This window comes from Pauljensenia sp. UMB6358, from assembly GCF_030216865.1.
Classification (GTDB): domain Bacteria; phylum Actinomycetota; class Actinomycetes; order Actinomycetales; family Actinomycetaceae; genus Pauljensenia; species Pauljensenia turicensis_A.
Window position 1 is genome coordinate 149,933 of the sequence record NZ_JASOMS010000003.1, and the last position, 14,253, is coordinate 164,185.

The 14,253-nt window shown below is 56.3% G+C and carries 15 protein-coding genes; 4 read left to right on the plus strand and 11 right to left on the minus strand.

The window, feature by feature from the left end:
• Positions 1–471, minus strand: coding sequence for a LysM peptidoglycan-binding domain-containing protein (locus tag QP381_RS03540; RefSeq protein WP_006681699.1), 471 nt, complete (start codon positions 469–471; stop codon positions 1–3).
• 189 nt (positions 472–660) lie between these two features.
• Here QP381_RS03540 and lexA point away from each other — a divergent pair, with 189 nt between their 5' ends.
• On the plus strand, positions 661–1,359 hold the full coding sequence (lexA, locus tag QP381_RS03545; RefSeq protein ID WP_103633554.1) for a transcriptional repressor LexA: 699 nt from the start codon (positions 661–663) through the stop codon (positions 1,357–1,359).
• Between the two features lie 101 nt (positions 1,360–1,460).
• Here lexA and QP381_RS03550 read toward each other — a convergent pair whose 3' ends face one another.
• From QP381_RS03550 to hflX, 3 genes are all read right to left on the minus strand, one after another.
• Complete coding sequence (locus tag QP381_RS03550; RefSeq protein ID WP_006681701.1) at positions 1,461–2,450, minus strand: L-lactate dehydrogenase; 990 nt, start codon at positions 2,448–2,450, stop codon at positions 1,461–1,463.
• Positions 2,451–2,557: 107 nt separating this feature from the next.
• Entirely contained in the window at positions 2,558–4,519 is a 1,962-nt protein-coding gene (locus QP381_RS03555) for an ATP-dependent DNA helicase (RefSeq protein WP_103633553.1), read from the minus strand.
• On the minus strand, positions 4,516–6,054 hold the full coding sequence (gene hflX, locus QP381_RS03560; RefSeq protein ID WP_006681703.1) for a GTPase HflX: 1,539 nt from the start codon (positions 6,052–6,054) through the stop codon (positions 4,516–4,518). The genes QP381_RS03555 and hflX overlap by 4 nt, the downstream gene beginning before the upstream one ends.
• Positions 6,055–6,170: 116 nt before the next feature.
• Here hflX and QP381_RS03565 point away from each other — a divergent pair, with 116 nt between their 5' ends.
• The gene (locus QP381_RS03565; protein ID WP_103633552.1) at positions 6,171–6,788 is read left to right on the plus strand and encodes a class I SAM-dependent methyltransferase; all 618 of its coding nucleotides are present in this window, start codon (positions 6,171–6,173) and stop codon (positions 6,786–6,788) included.
• 55 nt (positions 6,789–6,843) lie between these two features.
• Here QP381_RS03565 and dapF read toward each other — a convergent pair whose 3' ends face one another.
• The gene (gene dapF, locus QP381_RS03570; protein ID WP_285067841.1) at positions 6,844–7,752 is read right to left on the minus strand and encodes a diaminopimelate epimerase; all 909 of its coding nucleotides are present in this window, start codon (positions 7,750–7,752) and stop codon (positions 6,844–6,846) included.
• 10 nt (positions 7,753–7,762) lie between these two features.
• A complete protein-coding gene (gene miaA / locus QP381_RS03575; protein WP_285067868.1) occupies positions 7,763–8,749 on the minus strand; it encodes a tRNA (adenosine(37)-N6)-dimethylallyltransferase MiaA in 987 nt (328 codons plus the stop codon).
• Between the two features lie 149 nt (positions 8,750–8,898).
• Between miaA and QP381_RS03580 the strand changes: the two genes are divergently transcribed.
• The gene (locus QP381_RS03580; RefSeq protein WP_006681707.1) at positions 8,899–9,345 is read left to right on the plus strand and encodes a YbjN domain-containing protein; all 447 of its coding nucleotides are present in this window, start codon (positions 8,899–8,901) and stop codon (positions 9,343–9,345) included.
• On the plus strand, positions 9,338–9,892 hold the full coding sequence (locus tag QP381_RS03585) for a histidine kinase (RefSeq protein WP_103633549.1): 555 nt from the start codon (positions 9,338–9,340) through the stop codon (positions 9,890–9,892). Before QP381_RS03580 ends, QP381_RS03585 begins: the two co-directional genes overlap by 8 nt.
• A gap of 113 nt (positions 9,893–10,005) precedes the next feature.
• Here the strand turns inward: QP381_RS03585 and miaB are convergent, their stop codons facing one another.
• The 5 genes from miaB to QP381_RS03610 form a co-directional block, all read right to left on the minus strand.
• Positions 10,006–11,550 carry a tRNA (N6-isopentenyl adenosine(37)-C2)-methylthiotransferase MiaB gene (gene miaB / locus QP381_RS03590; protein WP_103633631.1) on the minus strand — a complete coding sequence of 515 codons (1,545 nt, stop codon included), beginning with the start codon at positions 11,548–11,550 and terminating at the stop codon, positions 10,006–10,008.
• Positions 11,551–11,560: 10 nt separating this feature from the next.
• Positions 11,561–12,055 (minus strand): CinA family protein, encoded by a 495-nt coding sequence (locus tag QP381_RS03595; RefSeq protein ID WP_006681710.1) that lies wholly within the window; start codon positions 12,053–12,055, stop codon positions 11,561–11,563.
• Between the two features lie 41 nt (positions 12,056–12,096).
• Positions 12,097–12,699, minus strand: a complete 603-nt coding sequence (locus tag QP381_RS03600; protein WP_006681711.1) for a regulatory protein RecX — start codon at positions 12,697–12,699, stop codon at positions 12,097–12,099.
• Positions 12,700–12,704: 5 nt separating this feature from the next.
• Positions 12,705–13,799, minus strand: a complete 1,095-nt coding sequence (gene recA / locus QP381_RS03605) for a recombinase RecA (RefSeq protein WP_006681712.1) — start codon at positions 13,797–13,799, stop codon at positions 12,705–12,707.
• Between the two features lie 217 nt (positions 13,800–14,016).
• Positions 14,017–14,253: a DUF3046 domain-containing protein gene (locus QP381_RS03610; RefSeq protein WP_103633548.1), complete on the minus strand. Its 237-nt coding sequence runs from the start codon at positions 14,251–14,253 to the stop codon at positions 14,017–14,019.

Here is a 14,253-nt window from a genome sequence, read left to right on the forward strand (position 1 = left end):
TTAGTTCAGCGGAAGGATAACCTTCTGCCCCACCTGCAAGCCACCTTCGATGCCATTCAAACGCTGAATATCTGTCACAACATCTTCCAGGTTGCGATCGGTATCAACGCCTTGAGCCAGCGACCAGACCGATTCCCCACCGGTCACAGCATGTTCAATGGTCGGACCTGAATAGACATCGGGAGCCAGGGCGAATCCAGCCAGGCCCGCAACAACGCTGAGAGCGAGCGTCGCACACACGCCACGAACGACATGTCCGATCGACATGGTCGATTGAACCACGACCGATTGGTGGCGACAAGCCGGACGACGACGCGTTGCAGGATCATCTTGACGAAGAACGCCCTTGCGCCGACGAGCGGAAGGAGCAGACTCAATCGAGACCACATCGGCGCCATCAGCCATCCCCTGAACAAGGTGCAGGTGTGGATGAGCGTCGTGGGCAAGAGTAGCACCGGCACATGCATTCATGAGGATCTCCTTCACAACATATCGAACATATGTTCGTCGAACACTTGTACGATAACAGGTCTTCAAACAAAAGTCGAGACTTATTCGAACAAATGTTTCATTTTCGCGTCAGAATCAGATAATCTGACCTAACAAGTGCATCAGCAACCATGTAGAAACCGAATTGCACGCAACCTCACGGAGAACCTCATGACAGACAAAGCAACGCTGACTAGTCGCCAGCGAGAGATCCTTCTTGTCATTCACGAAGAGGTCAGCGCGCACGGTTTTCCTCCCTCTGTCAGAGAGATTGCCCAACGCGCACACCTTGCTTCCCCATCAACCGTGAAGTACCACTTGGACGCACTGGAACGCGCCGGCTACCTCCAACGAGTCCCCGGCTTACCGCGCGCCCTTGAACTCTCCGTAACAGCGAAACAGGAGCTCGGCGTGGACGCGCCAACTCCTCCGGCACCTCAAACAGTCACGAACGTGGTCACCATTGACCTGCCAGCCGGACACGTTGACGAAGACAGTTCGTCAATCCCCCTGGTTGGCCGTATTGCCGCGGGCGCTCCGATCACAGCAGAGCAGTACGTGGAAGATGTTTTCGAGCTACCCACTCGACTTACCGGCCACGGGCAAATGTTCATGCTGGAGGTCAGCGGAGAGTCCATGGTGGACGCTGGCATTCTGGACGGCGACTTCGTCGTTGTTCGTTCCCAATCGAACGCATCCCAGGGAGAAATCGTTGCCGCCATGATCGACGGCGAAGCTACGGTCAAGGTGTTCTCAAAGACAGACGGCCATATTTGGCTCCTGCCATGCAACGAATCCTACGCCCCCATCCCAGGCGATGAAGCCACCATTTTGGGCAAGGTGGTCACCGTCCTGCGTTCCTTGGCATAGTCGCTTCCGGGGCGTAGCCCCGGCCTCGTACCCCTGCTCGCACAGCACACACGTGTGGGGAGCACCCAACGGGCACTCCCCACACTGGACAGATACAGAACTTAGAAGCCCAAGTCCCTTGCCACCTGACGCAGGCGCGTCGCAGAGGCAGTCAGACCATCGCGCTCATTCAGCGTCAACGGCGGATTCAGGACCCTGCCCGCACCCGAACGACCAACGATTGTCGGCGCAGCCATGCAGACATCCGAGATGCCTTCCCAGTCCTCCAGCAGGCTAGAGACGGTAAGAACACGATTTTCGTCTCTAAGGACGGCACTCGCAATATTCGATGCGGCAAGACCAATTGCGTAGTTTGTCGCACCCTTGCCTTCAATGATCTTGTAGGCAGACTCAACAACATCCTGAGCAATGCGTTTACGCAATCCAATATCGAACGGTTTACCCTCCAAGGTTGGCCCCCAGTGCTCAAGGGGAACATTACCAATCTCAGCGGAGGACCACAGTGCAACTTCTGAGTCACCATGTTCACCAGCAATGTAGGCGTGAATATTCTGGGTAGCCACGCCGGTTTCACGCGACACCAGGTAGCGCAAACGCGACGTATCAAGCACAGTGCCAGATCCAAATACCTGATTGCGTGGTAGACCGGTCAGCTTCAGCGCCACATAGGTAACAACATCCACGGGATTCGTGATGAACATGAAGATTGCGTCTGGCGCAACGTTTTGAAGGTTCGGAACAATCTTCTTCATCAGTTCAACAGTTGAACCAGCAAGTTCAAGGCGCGACTGCCCCGGCTTCTGCTTGGCACCAGCGGTCACAATCACAAGGTCAGACCCACGGACGATTTCAACATCATCTGAGCCTTCAACACTGCCACACGGAGTGAATTGAATACCGTGTGCCATGTCGAGAGCTTCGGCTTCAACCTTGGCCTTGTTAATGTCCTGAAGAACGATTGTTCGAGCATCACCGCGCATTGCGCACGCGTAGGCGACTGCCGTGCCAACGGCCCCAGCCCCCACGACAGCGATCTTTGACGGACGACCCGATGACTTCGGGGGATACAAGCTATTCACACGTCCAGGCACGATGCCTTCCTTCCTCGTTGAGTGGTCTCATAGTCTCAAATTTGAATCACATTATCTCGATTTCGCATTGCTTCAAGGTAACTACGTCACCCAATTTCAGGATATTGTTAACAATTAACCTTGGACAAGCGACTTAGGGCCCCTTTCACGACCTCCTGATCGCGTGTGACCCACATTCTCGGCAACGAATTCAGCAGGTATCCACCATAGGACTTCGTGTCCACACGACGATCAAGGATCGCCACCACTCCCCTGTCCGACGCCGATCGAATCAGACGCCCAGCCCCCTGCGCCATCAGAAGCGCGGCATGAGGAAGAGAAACACCCCAAAACCCTCCAATACCACGCGCATCGGCATCCTGGGACAGAGCCTTCGTCACCGGATTATCGGGGTGCGGGAATGGAATGCGGTCGATGACGACCAGTCGACACGAGTCGCCCACAACATCAACACCCTGCCACAACGACAAGGTGCCAACCAAACACGCATCGCGCTCCCTACGGAATCGGTCAACCAGCACGCTCAAGGTTTCATCTCCCTGGCGATACACGGTGAGTTCTGTCCGATCCTTCAGAGCCTCGTACCCCTGATTCGCTGCCTTCCACGAACTGAACAGCGCCAACATTCCCCCATCGGAGGCCTGGGCAAGGGCCACCAATTCATCCGTAGCAGCGTCAGACAACCCACCCGGCCCAGGATCTGGCAAGCCGGAAGCAATATAGAGAATCCCCTGGCGCGCCGGATCGAAAGGGGTGCCCACATCGCGCGACGTCCACGGCTGCTTCGACACCATGAATCCACAATCGCGTGCCATCTGGTCGAAAGAACCACCCAACGTCAGAGTCGCTGAGGTCAAGATTGCCGGCCTACCTGAGAACCCTTTGGACCCAACGGGAAGCGCAACGTCAAGGGGCGCTAGATTCAGCGACATATTCCCCGCGTCATCTTTCGTCACAAAAGTCGCCATCGATGCCGGGTCCTCACTCCATCCGGCGATAAAGTCCCGCAATTCGTCCAGGGACCCGCGCGCAAGTATCTTGTCTGCTTGATCAGCAGATGACGCCTGTAGCTGAGTTCCGAGTTCGCGTGAGACATTATCGAGCAGCGCTAATGCGCCGACAAGCGCCTGTGGACGAGAGCCCATCAGCCCTTCCCCGCACGGGGTCAGAGCGGCAACAAAATCGACTGTAGCCATATCAAGAGCATCAGTTTCAAGCTTCGCGTTGGTTCGAAGCCTGCGTGATACGCGATGAATCATGGCCTGCGATAGCGTCATCGTCGCCTGGCTTCGTACTCTCTCAGCAAGTTCGTGGGCTTCGTCGACAACGACTGGACCAATGTCTTCAAACAGATCGTTCGGCGACGTGCAATGGATGCCAAATAGAGAATGGTTCGTGACCACCAGGTCAGCCTCTCCGGCTGCCTCCCGCGCCTGCTGGGCGAAACAGTCATCAACGTAGGGGCAGGTCTTGCCTAAACACTCACGTTTGGCGACGCTGACATGCCTCCACGCTCGGTCATCAACACCGGGGACCAGATCATCACGATCACCAGTATCGGTTTCCTTCGCCCATTGACGAAGACGCAGAACCTCTTTGCCAAGCGCGGAAGTCGACGAGTGTGCCGACGGGGCATGTGCCGGGTCGAACAGTGTGCCCTCGTCCGGATACCCACCGTTGACACGGTTCAAACACAGATAGTTTGACCAGCCCTTTTGCACAGCGACAGTGGGACGAATACCCGTCACTTTCGCAACTGCGTCTTGGACCGCAGGCGCGTCTTTCGTCAGAATCTGCCTCTGGAGTGCCAAAGTCGCGGTGGTGACGAGGCCGCGCTCGCCAGTTGCAACGCAGTGACTGAGAAGTGGCGCGAGGTAGCCAATCGACTTACCCGTACCGGTGCCCGCCTGGATCAAAATATGACCGTCAGAATTCAGGGCCTCGCTGATATCGGTGACCATTCGTCGCTGGCCATCACGTTGCGTGCCACCCATTGATTCGATCACCGCATCAAGAACCTCGATGGTCTTGCTGGCTTCGGAGTTTCCCGGTCCTACTTCCTCACTCATTCGCCACTGTCCTGGCGAGTATAGGGGGCACCTTCGGTAGCGACCGGTAGCGCCACGTCACGGATGAGCGCTGCAAGGTGCTCATCAACTCGAGCTCGAATGCGCGTTCCTTCGGCAACATATTCTTCGTGATCGACTTCGCCATCCTCGTGGATCTGATGGACCAGGTCGCCACGCGAATATGGGATCACGCAGTCAATCTGAATACGAGGCCTGGGTAGAGCTTCTTCAATGCGATGGCGAAGTTCATCGACTCCAAAGCCCGTGTATCCGGATACTGCTACCGACGACGGGAAGTAGGTGCGAAGCAGTGCTAACTGCTCTGCAGATGCAAGATCGGCTTTGTTCAGCACGATAATTTCGGGGATACCGAGAGCCCCCTCAATTTCACCCAACACCTGGTGGACAGCCTCAACTTGTCCCACCGGATCGGGGTGCGCGGCATCCACAACGTGAACGAGCAGGTCGGCTTCGCCCGCTTCTTCCAAGGTAGAGCGGAATGCTTCAACCAGCTGGGTGGGAAGATTCCGAACAAAACCAACCGTGTCTGACAGCGTGTATTCGCGACCATCCGCTGTCTGGGTCCGACGCACCGTCGGATCAAGGGTGGCGAACAGAGCGTCTTCAACGAGGACCCCTGCGCCCGTCAGTTGGTTGAGCAAAGTGGACTTACCAGCATTCGTGTAGCCAACAATAGCGACGGAAGGGACAGCTCCGCGACGACGCGATAAACGCTGAGTGCGCCGGGCAGGCTCCATCTTTCGTATTTCTTCGCGGAGCTTCGCCATGCGCGTGCGAATGCGACGACGATCCAATTCGATCTTCGTTTCGCCCGGACCTCGTGAACCGATACCCGCACCGCCCGCGACTCGACCACCCGCCTGACGGGACATCGAATCGCCCCAGCCACGAAGACGGGGAAGCAAGTATTCGAGCTGAGCCAACTCGACCTGCGCCTTACCTTCACGCGACTTCGCGTGCTGAGCGAAAATGTCGAGGATGAGAGCGGTGCGATCAACGACCTTTGCGTCGACAACATCTTCCAGTCCGCGTCGCTGGGAAGGGGCCAATTCCTCATCAACAATGACGGTATCGGCTTCAACGGCGCGCACGATCCCCGCGAGCTCTTTCGCTTTACCTGACCCCAGATAGGTGGCAGGATCCGGCTTCACCCGTTTTTGCACGACCGCATCGAGGACCTGAGATCCGGCGGTTTGCGCGAGCGCAGCAAGCTCACGTAGCGAAGTCTCGACTTCTTCTTCGGTCTGCGTCGTCCGCAGACCGACAAGGACAACCTTTTCGAGGCGAACCTGGCGGTATTCGACTTCGGAGATTTCCTCACGATCGTTGGCATAACCCTGGATACGACGGGTACCGGCACGCGCCTCTCGTTCAAGGTCGCCAGCATCTGCGGAGTGATCTTGACCGGCGGTGGATTCCAGCGCCGTGCCTCGACGCGCCAGAATGCGTGCAACAACGTCATTCGCGCGCTGTTGTGCCAATTCGTCGTCAGCCGAGAATCCGGGATTGTCCATTCAGTTCCTTCCGCGTATGTCTGCCCTCTAAGTGTGGCACCTATTCGGTCGGCGTGCGACCTACGCCCCTCTTAGTGCGTTCGTTGCCAGGCAGTCAACCCGCTAGGCTAAAGAGCGTGAATCAACAGTATTTTTCTCATTCCAGCCCTGCTCGCGCCGACGAGATATCGAAGCTGACCTACAGCGTACGAGGCCATAACTTCGACATGTCCGTCTCATCGAAGGTGTTTTCGACCAGCCGTCTGGATTTAGGAACTCGCCAGCTTCTTGCCGAAGCTCCTTGCCTTCCCGCCACCGGCACTTTCCTTGATGTGGGATGCGGTTGGGGTCCGATTGCTCTGGCAATGGCAAAGGAAGCGCCTGAAGCTACCGTCTGGGCTGTTGATGTGAACAATCGGGCGATTGATCTCACGCGCCGGAACGCCACGTCTCACGGTTGCACCAATGTGCGCGCGATGAGCGAAGACGAGGCCCTTGCAGCCGTGGCCACCGATGACGTTCGTTTTGACGTCATATGGTCAAACCCGCCGATCCGTATCGGCAAAGAGGCTCTGCATGCTCTGCTGGTGCGGTGGCTCGACCGCCTGAGCCCCACGGGTGTCGCTTATCTTGTTGTGCAGCGAAACCTTGGCGCCGATTCCCTCATTTCATGGCTGAACGGCCGCGGATACGACGCTGAAAAGTACGCGTCAAAGAAGGGCTACCGCATTATCAAGGTTCGTTCGGGCGCCTGAACTTCTGCCCCCACTTTTTACGGGTGACGCAGACCTTTGAGCGAGAGAAACAGGCTCAGACGAGTTCGAATGTAGCAACGCGAGTCGCAGGACCGGTCAGAATCACTGAAGCGTCGGTGACATGTAGCTGACCGTTCTCCCAGCTCAGGACATCGTCCAGATCAACCCACACGCGACCTCCCGGCACGTCAACGATCCACGAGGCCGGCGCTCCCTCACCTCGACGAATAGCCGTTGCAAGGGCCGCCGCACAACATCCCGTGCCACACGCAAGGGTCTCACCCACTCCGCGTTCAAGGACGCGCAGACGAATGTGGCCACTCTGATCCTCCGGGCCGGTCAGGTCAACGACGGCTTCAAGGTTTGTGCCGCGCTCATTCGAGGGCGCATAGGTGGGGCGCATAACCTCGGGGGCTTCGGACGCATCAGTGGTCGGGAAGATAATGGTGTGGAGTTCCTCTTCGCCCGCAAGCGCGACAACCGTATGCGGGTTCGGCATATCCACATATACTCCGCGCAGGGTCTGCTCAATGCCCGGGATCGTCACGTCAATGTCGGCCGTTCCACTGGATCGAGCTGGACCCATGTCAACGCGGTACAGGACCTCGGCCTCACCCCCCTGATCGATAACGCGGACAGTGCGAACTCCCCCTCTGGTGCCCACCTCAATTTCCTCATCGGTCATCAGGCCTTCGCGGCGCAGATGATCAACAAAGACGCGGATACCGTTGCCGCACATTTCCGCGATCGACCCGTCGGAATTGCGGTAGTCCATGAACCAGCGACCATCCTTCATGACGGCACGCATCAGCCCATCAGCGCCGATACCGAACGCAGGCGAGCAGAGACGACGCACCTCTACAGCATCGATATCGTTTGTGTCATCGGCATCTGTGTAGACAACGAAAGAATTCCCAGTGCCGTGGGCTTTCGCAATACGAGTTGAGGGACGTAGAGCAGTCATATCGTTAACGCTAGTGGGTCTGCGCGTCGGCGTAGTCGTCCGCCGTTTTTTGGACAATCGTAAGTGCCCGGTCCAGCAGGTCGTTCTTCGAGCTTCCGTCTTCGGCATCGATCCAGATCACGCGATGGTCAGGGCGCAACCACTTGATCTGACGCCTGGCCAACTGCCTGGTCGCGATAGCGATCGATTCCTTCGCTTCATCGATGCTCATCTGCCCATCGATCACCGCAATTGCCTGGGCATACCCCGTCGCCTTCGACGCCGTCTTCGCATCGCGCAAGCCCTGATCGATCAGGGCGCGAGTCTCTTCAATCAGACCGTCATCAAACATCATCTGGGTGCGAAGAACAATGCGTCGATCCAATTCATCGAGATCACGGCGGATCGCGATCATCACAGACGGCTTCACGAACTCTTTGACCGGCATATGCGACGAATAGGGTTTGCCAGTCAGTTCAATGACTTCGAGGGCACGAATAATACGACGAGCATTGTGCGGATCAATGCGAGAAGCAGACACCGGATCGAGGGCCTCGAGTTTGCCATGAAGCCCCCGACTGCCCAGCGGGCCTTCCGCTTCTTCTTCCAGTGCAGAGCGTACTTTCGGATCTGTTCCAGGGAACTCAATATGATCGAGCAACGCACGTTGATAAAGACCCGAGCCGCCGGCAACGATCGCAACGCTTCCCTCGCCGTGGATCGCCTCTAGGTCCGCTCGCGCATGCGTCTGATAGTGGGCAACCGACGCTTCCTGACTGATGTCGAGAACATCGAGTTGATAGTGAGGAATCCCGCGACGTTCCTCCAGCGGCGTCTTCGCCGTGCCAACATCCATGCCCCGATACAGCTGAAGTGCATCAGCACTCACGATCTGACCGCCATTTGCTCCCCAGCGTCTGCCCAATTCTTCGGCAAGATCCAGAGCCAAATCAGACTTGCCCGACGCTGTCGGTCCAACAACAGCAACAATCAGTTGCGACGGATTCGCTAGAGTCATCGCCTGGCTCTCACGATCCCCCACCTGAGCATCAGACGTGGTGCAGCGCGCATCAGCGCTTGGGATTAAAGAATGAGTGTCAGCCATGGGTTCAGTCTAAATGGCACTTCCTATTTCCCGCCGTCTACCAAACCCCGTAAGGTAGCAGTATGAGTGTGACAACAACAGATCCGGTCACCATCGACCGCATTGCACGCGCACTTGAAGACATGGGCGTTTTCCCCTTCATTTCGTCCAAGGATCAAGTTGCTGCTCTGCTTCCAAACCGTACAATCCGATTCATCGTCCCGCCCACGTCTCCAGCACAGGGCGTTGTCGACTACCCCCGCTTCTTCCACCCGTCGCACCAGCAAGCTCTGCTTGAAACAATGCGCACGTTGAACGCTTCAACATACGTGCCGAAGGCGACAACCTACACCAGCGAGCAAGGGATGATCGGTATCCGCCTCTTCCACTGCTTCAACTGGGTAGCTGGGGCGACTCATGAGCAGCTGGCAGAAGAGGTCCAGCAGTTTGTGCTCGCATCCATCGCGGTCCAAAACCGTCTTGACCAGATGTACGTTGACCCGTGGACAAAGGAGGCCTCCAATGCCTGAATGGAAGTCATTTTCGATGGGTGACGGCGCCTCTCCACTGACCGAGTCACCGATCCAGCACCTGTCCCAGACCGCTACGCCGGCACCGGGCATGGAAGCTGATGAAGCCGCTGAAAAGTGGGGTACCGAGGTTTCTGAGGTCAGCATTGAACGAATTGAAAACGTTGTTGCTGGAGATGGACTGTCCCACGGCTCAAACGAATTCGTTGTTATCACTGAAGTTGAGGGTGCTCGCATCCAGATTCACCGCGAACCAGCAGATTCGCCGTGGATTCAGATCGAAGCACGCATGGAACTCGACGCTGAGAGAGCAGCTAAGCTCGACATGCCTCGCCTGAACGAACTCACCAATAAGTGGAACGTCGACCATCTTCAGCCGACCACGTTCGCTCTTGAAACTGAAGATAGCAAGGTCGTTATCTTGGCGACCCGTTTCTTCGCTGGCAAGGGAATGTCAGACCGTCAGATCCATGCGATGGTGCGTCGCGGACTGGGAGTGACACTGCAAGCATTGAACGAAATGCCGGCTTTGCTGGCACACGCGTAAGTCTTGATCAGTGCGCACACGATTGGTGCGCGATTCGCGAAACGAAATAGCAGGTGTGCATCGCTCATCGAGCGGAGCACACCTGCTATGCGTCTATAGGGAACCGAGCAGTTTCAGTGAGGTCGTCCCACGCGGATCGTCGGAATACCCAACGACACGCGTTCGTCTTCCTCATGAGCTTGGCGACGCTCCCATGCATCGCCTGCGCGCGTACGGCGCATAGTCCATAGACCACCACCTGTCAGAGCCGAATCTGCGATCAAGTGGTGCGGGGCGCCGTGAGTGACGGTAGCGGTCACCATGTCGCCAGGACGTGGCTTATCTGCTTCGCTGATGCCCTCCGGCAAAGCAACGTGCACCAAGCGATTATCGCGGGCTCGCCCGGTAACGCGCAGTGTTTCACCATCTTTACGACCATCACCCTCAGAGATCAGGACCTCGACCGTGGTGCCTTCCAATGCAGCATTATCTTCCGCGCAAATTCGCTCTTGAAGAGCAACGAGGCGCTTGTAGCGTTCCAGTGCGACATCATCGGGAACCTGGTCTTCACGATCGGCAGCTGGCGTACCCGGACGTGGGGAATAGAGGAACGTGAACGCTGACGAGAATCGAGCCCGTTCGACAACGTCCAGCGTCTGTTGGAAGTCTTCTTCGGTTTCACCGGGGAAGCCAACAATGATGTCTGTCGTAATCGCAGCATCGGGAATCGCGGCGCGGACTCTTTCGAGAATACCCATGAACTTTTCGCGCCTATAGGAGCGTCGCATCTGACGAAGCACCGCATCGGAGCCAGATTGAAGTGGCATATGAAGGCTGGGCATCACGGTAGGAGTTTCAGCCATCGCCGCAATCACATCGTCCGTGAAGGCAGCCGGGTGAGGTGATGTGAAACGTACGCGTTCGAGACCCTCGATCTGCCCCACTGAGCGAAGGAGAGAGGCGAATGCGCCTCGTTCACCGAAACCGACACCATATGAATTGACGTTCTGTCCCAGCAACGTCACTTCGATCGCACCTTCTAAGACGACCGCCTGAACTTCGGACAGAATCTCTCCTGGACGACGATCTCGTTCTTTACCGCGCAGATGAGGAACGATGCAGAAGGTGCACGTGTTGTTGCAACCCACGGAGATTGAAACCCACGCAGCGTACGCGGATTCGCGGTGAGTGGGCAGAGTCGACGGGAAGACCTTCAACGATTCTTCGATTTCGACAGCAGCTTTGCGGTTGTGTTCAGCACGCTTCAACAGGGCGGGGAGCACATCAATATTGTGTGTTCCAAACACTGCATCAACCCATGGAGCCTTATCGATAATGCCGTCACGCATCTGTTGCGCAAGACATCCACCGACGGCGATCTGCATGCCCGGACGTTCACGTTTTACCGACGCGAGCTGACCGAGGTTGCCATACAGCTTCGTCGCAGCGTTCTCGCGAACCGAGCAGGTGTTGATAACAACAACGTCGGCACCCATGTCACCGGCATCAGTTGCTCGTGCCTGAGCTGCAGGAACACGGTCAACCGGGATGAGTCCAGCTTCTTCCAGCAAGCCAGCCATACGCTCAGAGTCGTGAACGTTCATCTGGCATCCCAGCGTTTTAATCGCATAGGTGCGCGGAAGAGCTACCTGAGATGCTTCGTCTATATTCGTTTCCATCGCGGACAGTTTAATCATTCCCATCGGTTCGGGTGAAGTGAAGAACATCGTGGGCAAGGCTGAGAGCTGCACTAACACTCTGGTTGCGTACCGCTTCCCTGTCCCCCATGAAGTGGAAGAGGCGATGGCGCTCAACAGCGCCCATCACGCAGGCGACATGCACGGTTCCGGCAGGATGAAGTCCCTGCGGTCCGGGACCAGCAACCCCCGTCGTTGCAATGCCAAGGTCTGAACCAGTGAGCTCGCAGACTCCGCGCGCCATTTGAATTGCAACGCGCCGGTCAACGGGACCGAATGACTGTAACAGGCTGGGATCAACACCCAGGATCTGAGCTTTTAATTTGGTGTCATAGGTGCACACTCCGCCAAGAAGGACAGCTGATACTCCCGGCACATCAACCAATGTGGAGCACAGTTTTCCACCGGTCAGTGATTCAGCAACGCTGACGGTGACATGATTCAGTGAGCATTGTTGAATCAGTTCAACTGCTTCTTCTACAGGCATGAGGTTCTTCCACTCAACGCACAGCCACAAAGCATGGTGTGCTATTCGTTGTCTTCAGCTTCGATGTCATCAGCAAGCACCTGCAAGACGGCACTTGAGACAACCGAAGGCGAATACCCTTTTCTGCTCAACATACCAACCAGCCGACGATAGGCAACTTGGCGACTGACACTGCCCATTGACCTGCGCTTTCGCATGGCAAGATCGAATGCCTTGTTCGCTTCATCATCAGGTTTTATCAAAGCAAGTGCTTGCTCAATGTCAGCGCGCGACAGTCCTTTACGTCGTAGTTCTTCAACGAGTGCTCGCCCGGTCTTCCCACCAAGTTCAAAACGATCATGAACAAGCATGCGAGCAAAAGCAGCATCATCAACCAACCCAACCTGTTGGAGGCGATCGATCACTTCGTCGGCAGTCTCGGTTGAGAAACCTTTTGCGACGATAGCGCTACGCAATTCGCCAGTCGAACGACTCCGAGAATCAAGCTGTCGAAGAGCAACTTCACGCGCCGCTTCGATCGCTTCAGTGCCCGTCAGAGCAGCATTCTTCTCTTTTAAGCGTGCAAGACGCTCTCCGACTGAGGAGCGCGCCTTGCACGTTCGTTCGAGCTCCGGATGATCTTCAGGATCCAGATAACGAACCATTGGTGTTAGAAACCTGCATCTTCCATCGGATCGATGTCAGGAAGATCTTGGTTTTCATCTTCGGGCTCAAGTGGTTCACCGATTCCGAGGGCTGCCAGAATCTTGTTTTCGATCTCTGTGGCAAGTTCAGGGTTATCGATCAGGAACTGACGGACGTTTTCTTTGCCCTGTCCAAGCTGATCGTCCCCGTAAGTAAACCAGGATCCCGACTTACGCACGACGCCAGCCTCAACACCCATGTCGATAATCGAACCTTCACGCGAGATGCCCTTGCCGTAGACGATGTCGAATTCGGCCTGCTTGAAGGGTGGCGCCATCTTGTTCTTCACGACCTTGGCACGCGTGCGGTTACCGACCGGGGCTCCCGCTTCCTTCAAGGTTTCAATGCGACGAACATCAATGCGAACCGATGCGTAGAACTTCAGAGCCTTGCCACCCGTTGTCGTTTCGGGAGAACCAAAGAATACGCCGATCTTTTCACGTAGCTGGTTAATGAAAATGGCCGTGGTCCCAGTGGCAGAAAGCGCACCCGTGATCTTACGAAGTGCTTGGCTCATCAGGCGAGCCTGAAGACCAACATGGGAATCGCCCATTTCGCCTTCGATTTCAGCCTTAGGAACGAGGGCTGCAACCGAGTCAATAACAATAATGTCGATACCACCGGAGCGGATCAACATATCTGCAATTTCAAGGGCCTGTTCACCGGTATCGGGCTGAGAAACCAGCAGAGCGTCCGTATCAACACCCAGCGCCTTTGCATATACCGGGTCAAGAGCATGTTCAGCGTCAATGAACGCTGCGTTACCGCCAGCCTTTTGAGCGCTGGCGACAGCATGGAGAGCAACGGTGGTCTTACCGGAGGATTCGGGTCCGTAGATTTCGATGACACGACCACGTGGCAAGCCACCGATGCCGAGAGCAACATCCAGAGCAAGCGAACCGGTGGGAATCACCTGTACCGGCGGACGCGAGTCGTCGCCCAAGCGCATGACAGAGCCCTTACCGAATTGCTTATCAATCTGAGAAAGCGCTACTTCGAGCGCCTTGTTGCGGTCATTTCCCTTGGGAGCAGACACGGGTGCATTCTTGCGACCTGCCATGATGTCCTTCTTCAGATCCGAGCCTCACCGGCTGACGATTATTCTGGCCTTTGAAGTGTGATCCCCTCTCCGAGGACACACAATGACGATATGCCTGACCATGGGCAAACCACATTGCACACCTGCTTACCTGTGGATAAGTGAGGGCAAAATGCGTCATCTACACAAAATGATATATGGAACAGGTGTTCTACACCTTCGGGCGACGCGCCGAAAGCTACGAACGAGACCTACGTCGCTCTTTTTGATCCAGTCGATGAATCCACTTCATGGACGGGTCAACACCCGTTTCGTCGACCAACGCATCCCACACTTCCTGAGGAGCAACCCCGCGATCAAGAGCCTCTTCGCACGTTCCACATAGCGAAGTGAGATAGAGGTCAGACGCGTATGAACGACCGAGCGTCGCCCCAAAGACAGCGTCAACGCCCTCCCAGAATTCAGAGACCTTCAC

Coding starts and splice junctions, on each gene's coding strand:
- hflX (WP_006681703.1), bottom strand. CDS start 6,054: ATGGACAATCCCGGATTCTCGGCTGACGACGAATTGGCACAACAGCGC.
- QP381_RS03585 (WP_103633549.1), top strand. CDS start 9,338: ATGCCTGAATGGAAGTCATTTTCGATGGGTGACGGCGCCTCTCCACTG.
- recA (WP_006681712.1), bottom strand. CDS start 13,799: ATGGCAGGTCGCAAGAATGCACCCGTGTCTGCTCCCAAGGGAAATGAC.
- miaB (WP_103633631.1), bottom strand. CDS start 11,550: ATGGAAACGAATATAGACGAAGCATCTCAGGTAGCTCTTCCGCGCACC.
- QP381_RS03580 (WP_006681707.1), top strand. CDS start 8,899: ATGAGTGTGACAACAACAGATCCGGTCACCATCGACCGCATTGCACGC.
- QP381_RS03555 (WP_103633553.1), bottom strand. CDS start 4,519: ATGAGTGAGGAAGTAGGACCGGGAAACTCCGAAGCCAGCAAGACCATC.
- lexA (WP_103633554.1), top strand. CDS start 661: ATGACAGACAAAGCAACGCTGACTAGTCGCCAGCGAGAGATCCTTCTT.
- miaA (WP_285067868.1), bottom strand. CDS start 8,749: ATGACTCTAGCGAATCCGTCGCAACTGATTGTTGCTGTTGTTGGACCG.
- QP381_RS03540 (WP_006681699.1), bottom strand. CDS start 471: ATGAATGCATGTGCCGGTGCTACTCTTGCCCACGACGCTCATCCACAC.
- QP381_RS03600 (WP_006681711.1), bottom strand. CDS start 12,699: ATGGTTCGTTATCTGGATCCTGAAGATCATCCGGAGCTCGAACGAACG.
- QP381_RS03595 (WP_006681710.1), bottom strand. CDS start 12,055: ATGCCTGTAGAAGAAGCAGTTGAACTGATTCAACAATGCTCACTGAAT.
- dapF (WP_285067841.1), bottom strand. CDS start 7,752: ATGACTGCTCTACGTCCCTCAACTCGTATTGCGAAAGCCCACGGCACT.